Source organism: Methanobrevibacter sp. DSM 116169 (assembly GCF_046197865.1).
In the GTDB taxonomy this organism is placed as follows: Archaea; Methanobacteriota; Methanobacteria; order Methanobacteriales; family Methanobacteriaceae; genus JAHKLT01.
In genome coordinates this window covers 1633291-1652592 of sequence record NZ_CP166990.1, presented here as the reverse complement: position 1 = coordinate 1652592, position 19302 = coordinate 1633291, and the positions used below count along the sequence as shown (strand labels likewise).

Sequence of the window (19302 nt, the reverse complement as noted above, 5' to 3'; positions counted from 1 at the left end):
AAGATATTTCTATATATAATTATTATATGATGTTATTTTTAATAATTTCTTCGCATATTTTAGAAATATTTTCTGCTCTTTTTTCATCTTTAGATTCTAAAGTTATTCTAATATAATCTTCAGTTCCAGATGGTCTAATTAAAACCCAACTTCCATCTTCAAAAGTTAATCTAGTTCCATCGATTGAATTAATTTCTTTAATATCTGAAAATTCACCTTTAAGCAAATTTTCCATATCTTTCATAACATTAACTTTATCTTCTTTAGAACATGGAATTTTAAGGCGAATATTAGGATATGTTGGAATTTCATTTAATAAATCAGATAATTTACCTTTATTTGAAACAATTTCTGCAATTCTAAGACCAGATAATATACCATCAGGACACATGCAAAAATCAGGATGTAACCATGTTCCAGAAGGTTCTCCTCCAAATGTAGCATTTTCTTCTAAAATTACTTCAGCTACATTAACATCTCCAACTTTAGTTCTTAAAACTTTTCCATCAACACTAGCTAATGCTTCATCCATAGTCATTCCAGCATCAACTGTTGTAACTACAGTTCCACCAAAACTTTTAGCTATTAATACTAATAAAGAATCAAAAGGAGATACATTACCTTTCTCATCAACTGTGATCATACGATCTGCATCACCATCATGAGCTATTCCTAAATCTGCATTTGATGATACAACTGTTTTCATCAATGTGGATAAATTCGCTTTATTTGGTTCAGGATTACGACCTGGGAAAAAGCCATCTATTTGTGAATTTAAAGCTATTACTTCACAACCTGCTTTTCTAAATACAACTGGTGAAATTTCAGAACCTGCACCTGATGCAGCATCTATTACTACTTTTAAACCAGGTTTAATATTAACTAAACTAACCAATTCATCAATATAATCTTTTTTAATTTCATCTACTTCTTTTAGACTACCTACTTTATCCCAATCAACTGATTTATATGTTTCATTATTATAGATAGCTTCAATTTCTTCTTCTTGAGATGCAGTATAAGCCATTCCATTAGAATTCCATAGCTTGATACCATTATATTGTGAAGGATTATGTGATGCTGTAATCATTATTCCTGCATCTGCATTTAATTTTTCAGTTGCATAACCTACTAAAGGAGTTGGAACCATTCCTACTTTTAAAACATCTACTCCTCCTTCAATTAAACCTGCAGAAATAGCTTGATCCATCATCTGATTTGTAGTTCTTGTATCATATCCAATAACAACTTTACCTTTGTTTCCTAGATATGTAGCTAAAGATTTTCCGATTTTTAAAGCAAGTTCTGTTGTAATTTCAGTTTTGATTTTTCCTCTAATTCCTGAGGTTCCAAAAAGCTTTTTATCTGACATAATTTAAGCTCCAAATTTCTCAGATTTATTCATTAAATCCATCATAATATTCATTACATCAGAGCCTCTAATTCTACAAAGTCCACCTTCTGCAACTGAGACCTCATCATATTGTGTAACTTTATCTACTTTAACTTCAGGGCCTTTAATTAAAACTGGAACAGGATCTCCAGAATGATTCATAACTGAAATAGGTGTTGAATGATCAGCTGTTAAGAAGATATAAACATCTTCCAAATCTTTAAGTTTGCTCATAACAACCTTATCTACTTTTTCAATAAATTTTGTTTTACCTTCAAGGTCTCCATCATGACCTGCTTCATCAGCTCCATCAATATTTATTAAAAAGAAATCGTGTTTAGTGTTTTTTACTTGATCTAAAATTGTATCAATTATAACATTTAAATCAGTATCGATTCCACCAGTTACATTTTCCATTTCAATAATGTCCATACCAGTGAATCTACAAATTCCCATAATAAGGCCAGTTTCTGCAATACATGCTGAGCTTAGGTTATATTTTTCATTAATCTTTTCAACATATGGTACTTCTCCTGCCCCACGAGGAATAACTAAATTTGCTGGTGCTTCATTATTTTCTATTCGCTCAATGTTTACTGGGTGATCTTTTAAAAGCTCATATGATTTTTCAATAAATTGATTTAGTATTTTAGCAGTTTTTTCTGCTTCTTTTGAACCATCTAATGATACAATTTCTTTAACTTTCTTACCTTCTATCTTAGGATCTGCATCACTTACTTTATCAGATAATCCAGAATCTCTTAAAACTAGAACAGCTCTATGTCCTGTTGATTCTTTAAATATTATTTCTAGATTTGGAAAATCTTCTAATTTCATGGAGTTTATTTCATCTGAAAGTTCATTAGTTCTATCTCTTATTCTTCCAGCTCTTCTATCTGTAACAATTCCTTCATTGTTTTGAGTTGAAAAATTACATCTAAAAGCTATATCTCCTTTTTCAATATCAACATTTACTCCAGATGCTTCAAAAGGACCTCTACCTGTATAAACTTCGTAAGGATTATATCCTAAAATTGATAAATGTGCAGTATCACTACCTGGTATGATTCCAGGAGCTATTGAATCCATAATTCCAGTAATACCTTCTTTAGCCATTTCATCCATATTTGGAGTATTAGCTGCTTGAAGAGGGGTCTTATTTCCAAGTTCTTTTAATGGACGGTCACCCATTCCATCCATAATCAATATTATTCCTTTCATTTAAACACCAATTTATAATAAAAAATTTAGATAATAATTAATTTATTTGTTTCAATTTACTTAAATAATTTTATAAATAATTAATTAAATAATAGCTATTCATATATTTTTAAAAGAAGATTATGTTTAAAATAATGCTTTAAATTATTTACAACATCCAAAAAAGAAATTAAATACTTTTTTTATAATTATTTTAATTTTGCTTTGATTATTTTTATTAGATTCATCACAGCAATTTTTTTCATTAGTAATATTAATCAATCCTTAATTTATATAATTAATATTAGTTTTTATACTTTAAATATTTTTTTAAAAATTAAAAATAAGTTATTTACAACATCCAAAGAAGAAGTTAAATACTTTTTTGACTGCTGTTTTAATTTTACTTTGTTCTTTTGTATCAGATTTTTCACAGCAATTTTTTTTAGTAGTAATTTTAATCATCTCATTGATTGAATATTTGGAGTGTGAAGATCACACTCCGTGTTTAAAACCAGAGGAAAGAAATATGGAGATTTTATATTTCTTTTTTGTTTGTCGAATGACATGGTTTTTTATTAAAAGATTAGAAAAGAGCGATAACTAATCTCTTATGACATATGTTTTTAAGGAGTCACTTTAATGGTCATCGTACCATAAAAGTTATGATAATATATTGTAGGTAATTTTTATCTAAAGATTTTCTCACATCTAAAAAATTTTTAGTCATACCTAAATTCATTATCACACATACTATTTTCATGATAGTATATAAAGATTTCGATGTACCATAAAAAAATTTTTAATAACCTAAACTTTATATAATAGTTTCAACATAATTTAATTTAGGTTATCCTAATAAACTTATATTTAGGAACACCTAAATATCAATTCAATATATTTATTAAAATTAACGGATGTGAATAATATGGCTGTAAAAATGTTAAATGAACTTAAACCAGGAGATGAAGGTAAGATTTTATCTTATGGTAATAAAGGAAACGCAGAATTAAAAAGACATTTATTAGGTATGGGCTTTGTAAAAGGTTCTACTGTTAAAGTTGATGAAGTTGCTCCTTTGGGAGATCCTGTCAAATATTTAATAAAAGGATACTCTATATGTCTTAGAAAAGAAGAAGCAAAAAATATTGAAGTTGATTGTTAAGATTTTTTAATTTAATTTTGGGGAAAATTTATGGAAAATATTCTTATAGGATTGGCAGGTAATCCTAATGTTGGTAAAACGACGCTGTTTAATCAGCTCACTGGTTTACGCCAACATGTAGGTAACTGGCCAGGAAAAACAGTTGAAAAGGCCGAAGGTCATTTCAAACACAATGGTACTGAAATGGATGTTATAGATCTTCCAGGTAACTATGCATTAAGCGCACATTCTATTGAAGAAGTCGTTTCAAGAGATTTCATTGTTGATGAAGATTCAGATGTAATTGTAAATGTTATTGATGCAGCGAATCTTGAACGTAACTTATATCTTACTGTTCAAATGATGGAACTTGGAGCAAATATGGTAATTGCATTAAATATGAATAAATTTGCAAGAAAAAAAGATATTTATATTGATGTTCCATTAATGGCGGAATTACTTGGAGTTCCTGTTGTAGAAATTGAAGCTACAGATAAAACTGGTACTGACGAACTTTTAAACGCAGTAGAAGAAGCTTCAAAAAACCCTATTAAAAGTAATAAAAAATTAGTTTATGGGGATGAATTAAAAGAACATATAGGCGAACTTCAAATAGAAATTGAAAAAGATAATAACTTATTAGATGTCCCTTCTGAATGGACAGCTATTAAATTACTTGAAGAAGATGAAATTGTAATTGAAAAAGTTCAAAATTCAAGTAATGTTAATCAAATTATAAATGAAACAGATAAAGTTAAAAAACATTTATCTGATATTTTTAATGAAAGTTCTGAAGAAGTAATAGCTAATGCTAGATATGCATTTATTGATGGATTAATAAATGAATGTGTAAAACAACCTGAAGTTGCAAAAGAAACTTTTTCAGAGAAGATTGATCGTGTAGTAACTAATAGGATTTTAGGATTGCCTATTTTTGCTATTATCATGTTTTTAGTATTTCATATAACATTTACTCTAGGAGCACCATTACAAGATGCATTAGATGAAGGCTTTGGTATGTTAGGAGAAGCCGTTGCTGGAGCTCTTGGAGACAGCTGGTTTTCATCACTTATTGTTGATGGGATCATCGGAGGTGTAGGTGGAGTTTTAGTATTTCTGCCAATTATTGTTCTGTTGTTTTTAATGATAACAATTTTAGAAGACAGTGGATATTTAGCTAGAGCTGCTTTTGTTTTAGATAAAATTATGCATAAAGTAGTAGGTCTTCATGGTAAAGCATTTATTCCTTTAGTATTAGGAATTGGTTGTGGAGTTCCTGCTATAATGGCTACTAGAACAATGGAAAATGAAAAAGATAGATTACTTACAATGATGATTGTGCCATTTATTTCTTGTAATGCAAGATTACCAGTATATATTTTACTTGTTGGTGCATTTTTCACAGCTTATCAAGGATTAATTATATTTTCATTATATGTATTAGGTGTTATTGTAGCCATTATAATTGCTGCAATCTTAAAAAGAACAACATTTAAAGGAATCAGTGCTCCATTTGTTATGGAACTTCCATCTTATAAAGTTCCTTCACTTAAAGGAGTTTTATTACACACTTGGGAGAAAGCATATGGGTTCCTTAAAAAAGCAGGTACAATAATTCTTGTAGCATCAATTGTTATATGGGTTTTAAGTAGTTTACCTATGGGCGTAGAATATGGGGCTCAAGAAAGTGTAACAGGTCAAATAGGAACACTTATCTCACCAATTTTTGCACCTCTTGGTTTTGGAGAATGGCAACCTGCAGTAGCATTAATATTTGGTGTTGTTGCTAAGGAGGTTGTTGTAAGTACTTTCAGCTCGTTATTCGGAGTTGAAGAAGAAGGACCCGGATTTGATTCTGCTGTTCAGCAGCTATTTACTCCACTAACTGCATATTCATTTATGGTATTTGTATTGTTATATGTTCCATGTTTTGCAGCTATCGGTACAATTAAACAAGAAACTAATTCATGGAAATGGCCTTTAACAATGGTGGTTATTACTACAGTTACAGCCTATGTAGTATCTTTTATTGTTTATCAAGGTGGAATGTTATTAGGATTTGGATAATATGAGAAGTAAAAGTGGTATTAAAGGAATAAGTTTAAAAGAACTTATGGAAAAGAAAAATTTAGAAGATAAAAAATCTTCTAAATAATTTTATTTTTTTGTGAGAAAATGAAATGTAGAGTATGTGGATTTGATTTTAACGAAGAAGAAATTAAAGGTAAAGGTTGTACAGGTTGCGGAAAAAAAGAATGTAGTACTGTGCATTGCCCTAATTGTGGATTTGGAAATGATCCAGTTCTTGATGAAGAATTTCAATTTATAAAAGATATTAAAAAGAAAATTAATAAGAAATTTTCTTCTAAAGATTAAATACTTATTTTAGCTATTTTTATTTTACTTATACATTACTTGTTTTTATAGAAATTACAAGTTAGTTTATATTATATTAAACTCATAATGATTAGTGGTTATATGCTTAAACATATAATCAACTCGATATAGAACTAATTCTTTGAGATGTTGTTATTTAATTAACCGATTTCTTAGTTTTAGTTCTTCTTTAATTATAGTTATTTTTTCTAATATAAACTGATTTTAACTTATTTTTTATATAATTAAAAAATTTGAAGTAATTATAATACATTTTTAATTTATATAGACGATATTATTAAGTGTTTATAAAAACTCATATGAATCATGAAAATAGGAACTAATTTTTTGATTATAGCTAATTACCTTTTTTATATAATTATGCCTTATTTTTTATTGATTTTATTGGATTTTCATTTTCACATGGAACGTCTACTAAACAAAGTCCGCATCCATAACCTTCAGTTTTATTTTTTTGTAAAATTGTAAATTCATAACATTTTACTTTATCAATACCATCTTCTGATATGGCATCTACTGGACATCTTTTTATACATTCTTCACAGCCATCTTCATGAAAAAATAAACAATTAGCTGTAAAATTATCATAAGGCCTTATATCAGCTTTAATAAGTAAATCTGTAACAAATGATATAAATAATGCAGAACGACCTTTTTCAGTTATAAAAGTACTATTTAAACCAAATGTTCCAAGTCCGCAAGCATATGCAATATGTTTTTGAGACCAATTTGAAGATAGGCCATGATTTTTTGTTATTTTAAAGAATTCTTCACTATTAGGATTTACACAACCATAACCTTCTTTTTTCAAAGTATTAGAAACATGTTCTGTAAAATCAGCAAAAAAAGGTTTCAATGATTTTAAAAGAAGTATCCATTCTTCTGAAGGAATGTCATCATTTTTATTAAGTTCTTTCATTTGTTTACTTAATGGTAAAGCAATAGAGATTACACTACCATCTTTAATACTATTTTCACCATAAATAAATTCAAATGCTTCAGTTGGACTTAGATGAAAATCTCCAATAATAGTTTTGTACTCTTCAAATAAAGGATCATTAATAGGTGCGAATCTTATTAATGGTTCTTCAAATGGATTTGATGAGATAAAATCAAAATAGCTATTGTTATTTTTTAAAACAAAGTCATTAATTTCTTGAATTAAATAATTTTTCATTGTATAACCTTAACTTAATTATGCTTGATAATTTATAAGGTTAAGTATAAATATTTATGTGATTATTTGTTTTTAATTATTACAATTAAATAAATTAAAATAGCTATTATATAATAAAAAATAACTTGAATATCTAATATGCCCGTTTCAACACCTACAATAGCATATGATATAATTAAACTATATAATCCAATAAAAAAGTAGTTTTTAGTTTTTCTGATTATTTTAAAACCAATTCCTAATATAAATCCAAGTAAACTCATTCCAGCTATTACACCAATTCTTCCAAAATCAACTAACATTTGACCTATTAATGTTGGTGTTACAGTAACCTCAGTTCTCCATGCAATTAATTTACCTACAATCATTCTTGGACCTAATTCACTTCCTGGTATTGAACTTGCAAGTAATTTACCATGAGTTAGACCAAAATCCCCACTTATTGCATTAAGTAAATCTAATACATGTAATGTAAAATCAGCTCTACTTTTTAAACTATAAAATGGATCAGTAGCTGAACCTATTGTATATTCACCAAGTGATCTAAAATAACCAATTCCTATGATAAGTCCTACACTAATTAATGCACCTATTATAACTTCCCATACTGCTAGTATTTTACCATAATAACCCATAATTATTATAATAAGTATTACTGCAATTAGTGGTGTTCTGTAACCTAAAGTTAATAATATAACACTACTTAAAATAAGTAAAATTAGAAATCTGAATCTAACTTGAGATCTAGTTATTAAATTATTTTTATATTTTTCTAAATAAACAGCTCCAATAAGACAAATTCCAGGAATCATTAAAAATACTGGCATTGTTAAAATAGGCCTTAATAAGTATCTAAGTGAAGGTTTTAAAATAGGTAAACCTCCAACAGATGCAATACTTATAATAAAAAAGATAATTCCTATTAATATTAGACAAAAACCAATTGAATAAATATCATCTAGTTTAAAACTTGGCAATTTTATATCTTTATTTAAAAATAATTTAGGCAGTATTATAGCTCCAATAAAAAATGATATAAAAGCTAAAAATAAATTAATTGTTAAAGACTTTGATATTGGATTAATAGACAAGATCAAAAAAAATGCAAAAACAACTAATACAATTAAAGGGCTAAAAATATAATTATTTAAGATTTTACTTTTTTTTAAAAATGATAGAAAGTTTTCACTAGGATAAAGCCTTTTAAAATAGCTATTAACAAATTGATCTTCTATAAAATGTAAAATATTAAAAATTAAAGTAAATAAAAAGGAATTTTTAACTTTTTTTATTGTACAATTTAAAATAGAACTTATTTTTAAATATAAATAGCTCATACTAGCTTATCTTCCTAACATTTATTTTATTTGGAATACTATCAATATCACTTTCTGATGCATTATAAAGCCTTATAGTTATTTTATCTGTAAGGCCACTTGATTCACCTAAAATATCATTAGCTATAGATATCTCATCAGATGTAGCTCTTTGAATTTCAATCTGATTTTGAGCTCCTTCTCTTTCAGATTTTATGGAAATTCTTAAATTATTTTTATATAAGCTATTAATAACTTCCTGAATTTTCATATTATCTAAATCATTAATACTTACAAAAGTTGTTATTTCATAATCAGTATTATTTAGATTTTCTGTTAGATCATTTAAAGTTGTAATATTTTTGGGTTCTACAGTAATTTCTGTAAGATTTTGATGTTTTTTATCTGAGCTTTCTAAAGAAATTGTTTCTATATAAAAACTAGCTTGAGGAACATCACTATAAAAAGCAGCTAAAACATTAGTTCCATTAACATTAACTAATATCTTAGTATTTGATGGAGTCTCATCTAACCAGATAACTTCACCATGAATTTCTTGTTTTTCTCCATTTGTAGCATTATAACCTACAATAGTCGCTTCAACTATTTTACCTTCTCTATAATGAGATAAGTATTTTTCTCCAATTTTATTCATTGTTGAGGCATCAAATGAAGTAGATTCATTAGGATTATCTGTAGAAATATGTATAAATGCAAAAACTACTGCAGCTATTACTGCAATTATTATAAGATAATCCACAATTGTAAATTTTGGTTTTTTCATATTTTCATTTCCTTAATCTTTTAAAATAGCGCCAACAGGACAAACATCTAAACATTCGTCGCAATTTGTACATTTATCAGTGATGATGACTTTGAAAGCTATTTTTTTTATTGCCTTTTCAGGACACATTTTAATGCATATATCACATAAAGCACAATCTTTGGAATTTATTTTCATTTAACGCCTTTTAAAAATTAAATTAATTAAGTTTATGTTAATTTTATTATTTAAATTTTTTTTAACATTTTAAACTTTTTAAGCTTAATCAATAATTTATAAATATTACTCGAATATTAATGATGTTTTCTATAATAGACTTACAAATGATAATGGAATAGCAAGATTAACAATTAATTTATGTTTAAATTATCATATCAACTTATAATTGTTATTTGTATATAATAATATTGTTGTAAACAAACTTTAAAACACCACTTTTTTCTTTTTTTCAATCTGCACATGTAGATACAAGAAATAAAATTAATTAATTTAATTATCCCTTACAATATTTTTAAAAATTAATCGAATTATTCATAACTTTAAACTAGTAACATATATTTTAATTACACTATTTCTCAATAATTCAGCATAGAAAATCACAACAAAAAACAGATTTTTTTAAATTTTCAAAAATTTTATATAGGGCAAATTAAAAATTATTATATGTCAAAGATTTTTCTTTGATACTATTTTTTAAATTTTGGTGGTTAAAAAAATGGTGTTGGGAAGTAGAATTTTATGGTGTTAATTCTACTTCCACTTTATATAAAATTAACTTATAAATAGTAATATTTTATTAAAATATTATTTAATATCTAAAATAAGTTAAATCAAATGAGATTTATTATAAATAAGGATTATAATAACATTTATATATTATGATGTTAAATCTTATATTGTATGCAGGGGTGCCCGAGCGGCCAAAGGGGGAGGACTTAAGATCCTCTGGTGTAGGCCTTCGAGGGTTCGAATCCCTTCCCCTGCACTTAATTCTTTTTAAATTTATTTATAACTCGATTCGCCTTAGTGGCTCAGCCGGTAGAGCGCCACCTTGGTAAGGTGGAAGTCGGGGGTTCGAATCCCCCCTAAGGCTCTTTTATAACAATTTTTTTTTAAAAAAACTCATCATAAAATATAAATTATTTAAAAAACATATTGTTTTATATTGGTGATAATATGGTAGCTCATTCAAAAGTATTATTAGCAGGGATTATTTCTGGTATTGTTGCAATTACTACTGGTTTCTTAGGTGTTACAGGTACAGTTATTGGATCTGTTATTGCATCAGTAATTTATAACTTTTTATCAGAATCTCTTGAAAAACGAATTGATAATGCAGATATTAGCAAATTTGAAAGTGAGTTAATCTATCTTCTACCATTAATAGTTATTGCTCTTATTCAATTAATCTTAATTTTAGCCTTCCTAGCTGAAGGAGGATATGTTGGAAGTAATTTCTTACATGCATACCTATATCTTCAAGATTTAGTTAGTAATAATTTATATAGGATTTTAGGATTTTCTACTTTATTTATTAGTGTTTATCCTATATTTTTAAAAACAAAAAAACTTAATATTTATGACAGTATAGCTTTAGCAGGTGCAGGTATTATATTTTTACTTAAAGGATTTATTGATTTAAAAACTCCTATTGTAGGCTTGTATAGAGATGCATACTTACAAATTGATTTTTATTTAGCTATTATAGCTTTTTTAATTTTAGCTTATTTAATTATAAAATTAAGTTATAATGCATATTATTCAAATAAAAAAATTTCTAAAGAGGATTTAGAAGATTTAAAATTAAAAAATAATCCAAAAAAAATTACTCGTGATGTAGATAAAATAAATGATGATTATCAAAAAATGAATTCTCCTAAAAAGAAAACACAAATCAATGCACCAGCAGAAGACATTGAATTTGTATCAAATGATATGTTTAAAGATAAAAAAAAGAAATAGAAATGAAAATTTATAATTTCCATTTTCCAGCTTTATTTTGAATTTCAACCATCTTCTTATATAATCCATTTTCATTTTTAATTAATTCATGAGGGATACCTTGTTCAACAATTTTACCTTCTTTTAAAACTACAATCTTATCAGCATTAGCTATTGTACGCATTCTATGAGCGATTACAAGAACAGTTTTATTTTTAATAAGTACAGATAATGCTTTTTGTATTTCTGATTCATTTTCAACATCTAAAGATGCAGTTGCCTCATCTAAAAGAATTATTGGAGCATCTTTTAAAAGAGCTCTTGCAATAGAAATTCTTTGACGTTCTCCTCCTGATAAAAGTGAACCATTTTCTCCAATTAACGTATCATATCCATCTGATAGGTCATTTATAAATTCTTCACAACGAGCTAATTTAGCTACTTTTCTAACATCTTCATCACTTGCACCATGTCTACCTATTCGAATATTTTCCATTACAGTATCATTAAATAAAACAACATCTTGAAAGACTATAGAATAATTTTTTAAAAGTGATTCAGGATCTATTGTATTTAAATCACACCCACCTAAAGTTATCTTGCCACTGTTTGCATCCCAAAATCTTGCAGCTAATTTAGAAATTGTACTTTTACCTCCACCTGATGGACCAATTAAAGCTGTTACTTCACCCTGTTTTGCTGTAAAATCAATACCACTTAAAACATCTTTATCTTTTTTATAGCTGAAGTTAACATTTTTAAATTCAATATCATATCCATTGGTGGAATAATTTTCATTTCCACTTTGAATTTTTTGATTTTCAATATCTTTCATTCTGTCAATTTTAACACTTATTGCAAAAATTTCTGCTAAAAATTCTAAAGAACCTTGAATTGGAATATAAATAAATGCAGCTGAAATTAAAAATATTAAAAACATTAATAAACTAATTTCACCACTAACAAGATAGCTAGCTCCTATTATCATTACTGTTGGAATTCCAAGTTTTAAAACCATTTGACTAATGATTACACTAGTGCCTGTAACTAATTCTCCTTCAATAGCTGATCTTTCAACACGATTTATTTTAAGATTCAAACCATTTAAATAATCATCTTCATAATTATAAGCTTTAATTTCTTTAATTGTTTCTAAACATTCTTGAATTCCATCTGTACTAATTCTACGATTTTTAACAATTTTAACACTACCTCTTTTTTGAAATTTTCGAGATATTATAACTAATATAAGTGAAACTGGAATAACCCATAATAATGCAATAGCTAGTGGAAGATTAAAAAATAACATTCCAAGCCCTACTACAACAATACAAATTAATGATCCTGCAAGTTCAGGAACTGCATGTGAGAATGCATGTTCTAAATCAGTACAATCTCCCATTATGGTTGTTGTTAAATCAGATAAATCTTTATTTTCAAAAAATGACATTGGTAATTTTCTTAGTTTTTCTGCTAAATTTACACGTCTAACCTCACTTTCTTCATAAGTTGTATTATAAATAAAATGATATTGTTTTGATTTTAATATGTAAATTATAGCTAATACAATTATAATTAAAACTATGAATACCCAAAAGTCTAATTTAAATGAAATAATTTCAGGATCTGGTATATATTGACTTAAAAATATTATAAAAAGCCCTACAGGAAACATTAAACTAATATTTAAAAGTGTTGTATATATGATTCCTTTGATTAAGTTTTTACTACCATCTTCACTTAATGCAAATTTATTAGATAGATACTCTGATATCATTATCTTCACCTCTTTCAAGTTCTATTTCTTCATCAAAATTTTTAACTTTCCATTGTACAGATTCTTTATAGTTTTTCCACATACTATTGTAAAGACCCTCTTTTTCAAGAAGTTCCTGATGGTTTCCACTTTCTACAATCTCTCCTGATGAGATGACATGAATTTTATCAACATTTTCAATTGTAGATAATCTATGTGCAATCATAAGAACAGTTTTTCCTTCTGTAATCTTTTCAAAAGCCTTTTGTATTTGGTATTCATTTTCAGGATCAGCAAAAGCAGTAGCTTCATCTAAAATAACTATTGGAGCGTCTTTTAAAATAACACGAGCGAGTGCAATTCTTTGTTGTTCTCCTCCTGAGAGATAAACCCCTTTTTTACCAATTACTGTGTTAACTCCATTAGGTAATTTTTCTATAATGTCATCACATTGGGCATAACTTAATGCTTTTAGTGCATCTTCTTTTCTAGCTCCTTTTTTACCAATTAAAACATTATTTAAGATAGTATCTTTAAATAATTTGGTATTTTGGAAAACAAAAGAAATATTATCCATTAAGTTATTTTCTTTGACATTTTTAATATTTGTATTGCCAATTAATATTTCACCTGAATCAACATCCCAAAATCTTGGAATTAAAGTAGCTATAGTTGTTTTACCTCCACCTGAGGGACCAACTAAAGCAATAGTTTCATTTTCTTTTATTTCAAAATCAATATTTTTTAATGTTTCTTTTTTATTTCCAGGATATGTGAATGAAACATCTTTAAATAAAACATTATGACTTGTAATAGCTTGAAGATTTTTACTTTCTTTTAAAGGTTCTTCATCTAAAATTTCATCAATTTTAGAAAGTGCTTGTTTAGCTATTAACCAATTTTGACTTACAAACATTATTTTATTCATAATTAATGCAGCTATTGGAGTTAAAATCATATAAAATATTAAATCAAGAAACATTTCTGGATTAAATACAGATCCAATTAATAATAATCCTGCAGGAATTAAAAGTGCAAAAAATCCATTTACACTAACTGTAAAAGCAGTATAAGGGACTTGACATGATAGGGAATAATCAATTACAAATTTACTATAATCATGAATTGTTTTATAGAAGTTTTTAAATGAAAAAATGGTTTGTTGGAATGTTTTTGTAACAGGAACTCCTCGAACATATTCAACTGCTTCACCATTCATATTTTCTAATGCTCCTTGATATTTAATCATCATACTCCCTCTACCTCCTCCCATCATACTTATCAAACATATAAATCCTAGGCCCATAGGAACTAAACATAATACTCCGAAAAACCAGTTATAGCTAAATAATAATATTATAAATGCTATAGGAGTTACAAATGCACCTATTAAATCAGGTAAAGAATGAGCTAAAAATCCTTCTGTAGTTTCTGCACTATAATCAATTATCTTTCGTAAATTACCACTATTTTTATTTGAAAAATAACCTAAAGGTAATTTTAATAAATGATTCATAGCTTCTGATTTCATATTACTTTCATTTCTAAATGCTGATAAGTGTGTACACATCAAAGCTATAAAATATATTCCTATTGCAAGTAAACTATATTCTAATGCACTCCATCCATATTGCACTAAATTTACTGCATTTGAAAAATTAGGCATTACAATTATTACTTCTTCAATCATCTTCCATATGTATATAAAAGGCATTAATCCTATTACTGCACTAATGCCTGATAAAATACAACCAGCTATTGACAAATACTTAAATTTCCCTGAGAAATTCAATAAATGTATAAATTTATTTTCATTTTTTTCCATTTAATCAACTCATAATAATTTCATCAACAAAAATTTAGGTTTACCTAAATAACACTAACCCAAAAGGACAATATTATTTTAATCATTTATAAACACTTATTTGTTGAAATTAAAGAAAAATATTATTTAAATAAAAAAATAGCTAAATATAACTTAAAATAGAATTTAACTAATTATTTTACTCATAATAAATTATTAAAATTAGTAAGTATATAAATATAATTGAACTAAAAAGACAAAATAATCCAAAAAGACAAAAAACTTATTTTTGATTTAAACGATATTCACTAGGAGTGATATTATAATATTGTTTAAAAGCAGCAGTAAACTTACTAGAATTATTATATCCAACTTTTAAAGCTATATCACCAATAGCCATATCAGATTCTTTTAATAAATTCTTAGCTATTTGCAAACGATAATCTTTTCTCCAAGCAAATAAAGGTTTACCATAAACAGTCTTAAAAGAGTTCTTTAAAGAAGTAATACCAATATTATATTTATTTGATAAATATTCTAAGGTTATTGGTTCATTAATATTTTGCACAATTTCATTTTGAACTTTTTTAACAATATCTACTTGTTTTTTTGAAAGTTGAGGCCTATTTTCAAGTTTATAATCTAATGGTTGAATTTCTAAAAATAAAAAAAGCTCTAAAATTTTAAGTTTAAAATACATTGATTTAATCTTTTCACTAACATTATACATTTCACTAAAAATATGATCAATCTCTTTAGTAGCTTTAATTAAAATTATATTCTCATTATCAGATATTTTTGAATATAACTCTTCTAAATCAAAAGAATAACCAAGTATATTATTTAAAGAATTTTTAGCTATTTCCATATCAATAAAAATTTCTATACCTTCATAATAACCTAAAGGAAAACCAGAATATTTCTCATGAGCAGATTTTGTAACTGCAACCAAATCTCCTTCTTCTAAATACTGATATTTTCCATAAAAATTACACTCAAATCTACCTTTTCTGCAATGATTAATTGTAATTTCTCTATTTTGATTTATTCTTTTAAAATTATCAAGATGGAAACCATTAACATCAATTTTACTTAAAGATATACCTGGGAAAACTTCATAACAAATCATTTGCCCATTACCACTACCTTCAAAGTCAAATTCATATAAAGTTGTAAAATCATCTATTTTAATAGCTTTCATGTAATGATTTTCACTATCTTCTGTAACTTTTATTTTTAAAGGATTGTTTTTCATAAATATCGTTAATAATCATTATATATTGTTATTTCAAGAGGTCACAAATTGTGATCACTTGATTTTTCATGCAATAAATTTTTATCTAGATTTAATAACTATTTTTACATTAAATAATTTTAATAAAATACTCCATTAGTTGTTTTTAAATAATATGAAATTTATATTATTTTTTATATAAATTTAATTAAAATAGAGAATTTATTTTTCATATAAATTTAATTTAATTAAGAATTAAGATTTATTAAGCTAATATTAAGATAAAAATAAGTTTTACAAGAAAACAATTGGGATAATATGAATAAAAGCTTGAAATTATTAATTATCATTATAATATTATTTTTAGGTTTTTCTATTCTTTCAGGTATGAATACTGAGAGGATAGATATTGCAGGATCTACTTCTGTTCAACCTTTAGCAGAAGAATTAGCTAATAGCTATTCTAAAAACCATGAAGATTTAAAAATAAATGTTCAAGGTGGTGGTTCTGGTATGGGTATTAGGTCAGTTTCACAAGGAATAGCTGATATTGGTATGAGTTCTAAAGATTTAACAGCTGATGAATCTAAAGGTTTAGAAGTTATTGAAATTGGTAAAGAGGGAATAGTTGTTGGTGTTTCTAATGAAAACACTATTAATGATTTATCAATTGAAGAACTTAAAAAAATCTTCTCAGGTGAGATTACTAACTGGAAAGAACTTGGTGGAGAAGATGCAGAAATTCATGTTGTAACACGTGAAGATGGTTCTGGTACTCGTAGTGCATTTGAATCTATTGTAATGGGTAATGATAATATAAGAAAAGATGCTATTGTTCAAAGTTCAACAGAATCAGTTAAACAAGCTGTATCAACTGATAAAGCAGCTATTGGATATATGTCTCTTGCACATATGAGTGATGATGTTAAATCTCTTAAAATTAATGGAGTCATAGCTTCTGAAGATAATATTAAATCAGGTGAATATGAACTTCAAAGACCATTTTTATTTTTAATTGATAGTAATCATTCTAAAGAAATTGATGATTTTATTAATTGGGTCAAATCAGATGAAGGAAGAAAAATTATTGAAGATGCAAAAATTGTACCTTCAAATTAAACTTTTAAGAAAATGATAAAAAAAAGAAATAGAACATTAAAAGATATATTGGATTTAATATTGTATGAAAATCCTTCTACTCAGGAAGAAATAGCTGAAAAATTAGGAATAACTAGGCGATATGTTACTGAACTTCTTAAACCTTTAATTGAAGAAGATATTATTAAAAAAGCTTATGTTATTGATTTAAAAAGTTATGAACAAGTAGTTGAATCATTTGGTTCTAATATTCCATCTAAAGATATGTCTGGAAATATATTAATTAATGATATGTTAGATAATATGTCTAGGCATGTTCAAAGTCAGTTAGAATCTTCTTTTATTTCTGTTTTAGAAAATGATTCAAAAAAAGCTGAAGAAGCTTTAGAAATGGATTTTATAACTAATAATTTATTTGATAAAATAAGAAATTCTGTTGAAACTATTATTACAATTAATCAAGAACCTTCTTTTTCAAAATCAGTTATTTTTAATGAAGTTGCATATGATTTAGAAAGAATCGGTGATTATTGTGGCCATATTGCTAAATTTGTAATTAATGAAAATCAGGGTATTGATGATGATATTTTAAAAAATATGGATAAATTATATGAATCTTCTCGAAAAATGATTCAATTATCTATGGATTCTTTTTTAAATAGTAAAATTGAACTTAAAGGTGATATAATGGATTTAGAAGAAAAATTACATTCTCTTCAAAATAAATCTATGAATATTATAGCTATGCAAATGGCAGAAACTTCTTTTGATGATGTTGAACAATCCAATTATTATATTTATTTATCTAGGGTCATTAAAGCTTTTGAAAGAATAGGGGATATTTGTGTAGAAATTGTTGATGTTTCTGGGGAATTTCATAAAAATATTCCAAGATCTAGTACTCCTCGTGCTTTTAGAGAATAATTTATTATATATTTTATTTTATTTTTGTATTAATTTTTAATATTTTTTAGTAAATTTTATTTTTTTTCATTAAATTTTTAGAAATTATTTTATTTCCTATTTTTTCATATATTTTTCCTATTTTGTGAAATTATTTATAATTTGCAAAATTTTCTTTTAATTTATTTCACTTTTTAGGAATTATTATTCACATTATAACAAGCTTTATATATGGATAAATTAAAACAGTTTTTTGAGGTGAATAAATGAAAAAAAATAATAGAAAAATTTTAGTAATAATTGGAATATTTATTGTAATTGGATTAATTGGTTTTATGGTATTGAATAATGATTCATCAAATATTAATATTGTAGGATCAACATCTGTACAACCAACAGCTGAAAAATTAGTTGAAGCATATGAAAAAACACACCCAGACTCTAAAATTAATGTTCAAGGTGGAGGGTCTAGTGTAGGTATAAAAAGTGCAAAAGAAGGTTCTGCAGATATTGGTACTAGCTCTAAAGATTTAGATGATAAAGATAAAGAAGGATTAATTATTTATGAATTAGGAAATGATGGAATTGTAATAGCTGTTAATAATAAAAATGGAGTATCAGATTTATCTAATGATCAACTTAAGAAAATATTTTCTGGTGAGATAACTAACTGGAATCAAGTTGGAGGTAGTGATGGAGAAATTAATATTATTACTCGTGAAGAAGGTTCAGGAACATTAGATGCTTTTAAAAGTATTGTAATGGATGATAATGATATTAAAGGTGATGCTATTGTACAAAGTTCAACAGAAGCTGTTAAACAATCAGTATCCCAAGATCCAAATGCGATTGGATTTGTATCTTTTGCACATATGAGTGATGATGTTAAAGCAGTTTCTGTTAATAATATTGAACCATCTGAAGAAAATTTAGCTGACGGATCTTATGAACTTCAAAGGCCATTTTTATTTTTAACTAAAGGAGAACCAACTGGTGAAGTTAAAGAATTTATTAATTGGGTTTTATCAGAAGAAGGTTCAAAAGTTTTACAAGAAGAAAAGATAATAAAATCATCTAAATAACTTTTATATTATTAAATTAATAATTTTAGTATACATAAAATTTTATATGTTAAAATATTAATTAAAATTAAGT

The 19302-nt window shown here is 26.2% G+C and carries 16 protein-coding genes and 2 tRNA genes; 9 read left to right on the top strand and 9 right to left on the bottom strand.

All coding sequences use genetic code 11. The features are described 5' to 3' along the window. Positions 1-22: 22 nt before the first annotated feature. Entirely contained in the window at positions 23-1372 is a 1350-nt protein-coding gene (gene glmM, locus ACA134_RS07985) for a phosphoglucosamine mutase (RefSeq protein ID WP_409199887.1), read from the bottom strand. Positions 1373-1375: 3 nt separating this feature from the next. Beyond that, positions 1376-2614 carry a 2,3-bisphosphoglycerate-independent phosphoglycerate mutase gene (locus ACA134_RS07980; RefSeq protein ID WP_409199886.1) on the bottom strand — a complete coding sequence of 413 codons (1239 nt, stop codon included), beginning with the start codon at positions 2612-2614 and terminating at the stop codon, positions 1376-1378. 907 nt (positions 2615-3521) lie between these two features. Here ACA134_RS07980 and ACA134_RS07975 point away from each other — a divergent pair. From ACA134_RS07975 to ACA134_RS07965, 3 genes are all read left to right on the top strand, one after another. Next, positions 3522-3758 carry a ferrous iron transport protein A gene (locus tag ACA134_RS07975; RefSeq protein WP_409199885.1) on the top strand — a complete coding sequence of 79 codons (237 nt, stop codon included), beginning with the start codon at positions 3522-3524 and terminating at the stop codon, positions 3756-3758. A 30-nt stretch (positions 3759-3788) separates the two neighbouring features. Continuing rightward, positions 3789-5804 carry a ferrous iron transport protein B gene (gene feoB / locus ACA134_RS07970; RefSeq protein ID WP_409199884.1) on the top strand — a complete coding sequence of 672 codons (2016 nt, stop codon included), beginning with the start codon at positions 3789-3791 and terminating at the stop codon, positions 5802-5804. Positions 5805-5912: 108 nt separating this feature from the next. Beyond that, the gene (locus ACA134_RS07965) at positions 5913-6113 is read left to right on the top strand and encodes a hypothetical protein (protein ID WP_409199883.1); all 201 of its coding nucleotides are present in this window, start codon (positions 5913-5915) and stop codon (positions 6111-6113) included. A gap of 379 nt (positions 6114-6492) precedes the next feature. On the opposite strand, the gene ACA134_RS07960 is transcribed toward ACA134_RS07965, so the two are convergent. The 4 genes from ACA134_RS07960 to ACA134_RS07945 all read right to left on the bottom strand — a co-directional run bounded on the left by ACA134_RS07960 (position 6493) and on the right by ACA134_RS07945 (position 9588). Then, entirely contained in the window at positions 6493-7311 is an 819-nt protein-coding gene (locus ACA134_RS07960; protein WP_409199882.1) for a hypothetical protein, read from the bottom strand. A gap of 62 nt (positions 7312-7373) precedes the next feature. Continuing rightward, positions 7374-8648 (bottom strand): oligosaccharide repeat unit polymerase family protein, encoded by a 1275-nt coding sequence (locus ACA134_RS07955; RefSeq protein WP_409199881.1) that lies wholly within the window; start codon positions 8646-8648, stop codon positions 7374-7376. 1 nt (position 8649) lies between these two features. After that, positions 8650-9411, bottom strand: a complete 762-nt coding sequence (locus ACA134_RS07950) for an adhesin (protein WP_409199880.1) — start codon at positions 9409-9411, stop codon at positions 8650-8652. A gap of 12 nt (positions 9412-9423) precedes the next feature. After that, positions 9424-9588: a 4Fe-4S binding protein gene (locus ACA134_RS07945; RefSeq protein WP_409199879.1), complete on the bottom strand. Its 165-nt coding sequence runs from the start codon at positions 9586-9588 to the stop codon at positions 9424-9426. Positions 9589-10313: 725 nt separating this feature from the next. On the opposite strand from ACA134_RS07945, the gene ACA134_RS07940 reads away from it, so the two are divergent. The 3 genes from ACA134_RS07940 (at position 10314) to ACA134_RS07930 (ending at position 11373) form a co-directional block, all read left to right on the top strand. Beyond that, a tRNA-Leu gene (locus ACA134_RS07940) sits at positions 10314-10396 on the top strand. A 35-nt stretch (positions 10397-10431) separates the two neighbouring features. Continuing rightward, positions 10432-10504, top strand: a tRNA-Thr gene (locus tag ACA134_RS07935). An 83-nt stretch (positions 10505-10587) separates the two neighbouring features. Continuing rightward, positions 10588-11373: a hypothetical protein gene (locus ACA134_RS07930; protein ID WP_409199878.1), complete on the top strand. Its 786-nt coding sequence runs from the start codon at positions 10588-10590 to the stop codon at positions 11371-11373. A 10-nt stretch (positions 11374-11383) separates the two neighbouring features. Here the strand turns inward: ACA134_RS07930 and ACA134_RS07925 are convergent, their stop codons facing one another. The 3 genes from ACA134_RS07925 to ACA134_RS07915 form a co-directional block, all read right to left on the bottom strand. Next, positions 11384-13129: an ABC transporter ATP-binding protein gene (locus ACA134_RS07925; protein ID WP_409199877.1), complete on the bottom strand. Its 1746-nt coding sequence runs from the start codon at positions 13127-13129 to the stop codon at positions 11384-11386. After that, on the bottom strand, positions 13107-14933 hold the full coding sequence (locus ACA134_RS07920) for an ABC transporter ATP-binding protein (protein ID WP_409199876.1): 1827 nt from the start codon (positions 14931-14933) through the stop codon (positions 13107-13109). The genes ACA134_RS07925 and ACA134_RS07920 overlap by 23 nt, the downstream gene beginning before the upstream one ends. A gap of 262 nt (positions 14934-15195) precedes the next feature. Further along, positions 15196-16167: a helix-turn-helix transcriptional regulator gene (locus tag ACA134_RS07915; protein ID WP_409199875.1), complete on the bottom strand. Its 972-nt coding sequence runs from the start codon at positions 16165-16167 to the stop codon at positions 15196-15198. A 297-nt stretch (positions 16168-16464) separates the two neighbouring features. On the opposite strand from ACA134_RS07915, the gene ACA134_RS07910 reads away from it, so the two are divergent. The 3 genes from ACA134_RS07910 to ACA134_RS07900 all read left to right on the top strand — a co-directional run bounded on the left by ACA134_RS07910 (position 16465) and on the right by ACA134_RS07900 (position 19229). Beyond that, the gene (locus tag ACA134_RS07910) at positions 16465-17265 is read left to right on the top strand and encodes a phosphate ABC transporter substrate-binding protein (RefSeq protein ID WP_409199874.1); all 801 of its coding nucleotides are present in this window, start codon (positions 16465-16467) and stop codon (positions 17263-17265) included. 15 nt (positions 17266-17280) lie between these two features. Next, positions 17281-18168, top strand: coding sequence for a PhoU domain-containing protein (locus ACA134_RS07905; RefSeq protein ID WP_409201092.1), 888 nt, complete (start codon positions 17281-17283; stop codon positions 18166-18168). A gap of 245 nt (positions 18169-18413) precedes the next feature. Further along, positions 18414-19229 (top strand): phosphate ABC transporter substrate-binding protein, encoded by an 816-nt coding sequence (locus ACA134_RS07900; RefSeq protein WP_409199873.1) that lies wholly within the window; start codon positions 18414-18416, stop codon positions 19227-19229. Positions 19230-19302: the final 73 nt, after the last annotated feature.

Coding starts and splice junctions, on each gene's coding strand:
- ACA134_RS07965 (WP_409199883.1), top strand. CDS start 5,913: ATGAAATGTAGAGTATGTGGATTTGATTTTAACGAAGAAGAAATTAAA.
- ACA134_RS07960 (WP_409199882.1), bottom strand. CDS start 7,311: ATGAAAAATTATTTAATTCAAGAAATTAATGACTTTGTTTTAAAAAAT.
- ACA134_RS07925 (WP_409199877.1), bottom strand. CDS start 13,129: ATGATATCAGAGTATCTATCTAATAAATTTGCATTAAGTGAAGATGGT.
- ACA134_RS07915 (WP_409199875.1), bottom strand. CDS start 16,167: ATGAAAAACAATCCTTTAAAAATAAAAGTTACAGAAGATAGTGAAAAT.
- ACA134_RS07910 (WP_409199874.1), top strand. CDS start 16,465: ATGAATAAAAGCTTGAAATTATTAATTATCATTATAATATTATTTTTA.
- ACA134_RS07950 (WP_409199880.1), bottom strand. CDS start 9,411: ATGAAAAAACCAAAATTTACAATTGTGGATTATCTTATAATAATTGCA.
- glmM (WP_409199887.1), bottom strand. CDS start 1,372: ATGTCAGATAAAAAGCTTTTTGGAACCTCAGGAATTAGAGGAAAAATC.
- ACA134_RS07955 (WP_409199881.1), bottom strand. CDS start 8,648: ATGAGCTATTTATATTTAAAAATAAGTTCTATTTTAAATTGTACAATA.
- ACA134_RS07975 (WP_409199885.1), top strand. CDS start 3,522: ATGGCTGTAAAAATGTTAAATGAACTTAAACCAGGAGATGAAGGTAAG.
- ACA134_RS07920 (WP_409199876.1), bottom strand. CDS start 14,933: ATGGAAAAAAATGAAAATAAATTTATACATTTATTGAATTTCTCAGGG.
- ACA134_RS07900 (WP_409199873.1), top strand. CDS start 18,414: ATGAAAAAAAATAATAGAAAAATTTTAGTAATAATTGGAATATTTATT.
- ACA134_RS07980 (WP_409199886.1), bottom strand. CDS start 2,614: ATGAAAGGAATAATATTGATTATGGATGGAATGGGTGACCGTCCATTA.
- ACA134_RS07930 (WP_409199878.1), top strand. CDS start 10,588: ATGGTAGCTCATTCAAAAGTATTATTAGCAGGGATTATTTCTGGTATT.
- feoB (WP_409199884.1), top strand. CDS start 3,789: ATGGAAAATATTCTTATAGGATTGGCAGGTAATCCTAATGTTGGTAAA.
- ACA134_RS07945 (WP_409199879.1), bottom strand. CDS start 9,588: ATGAAAATAAATTCCAAAGATTGTGCTTTATGTGATATATGCATTAAA.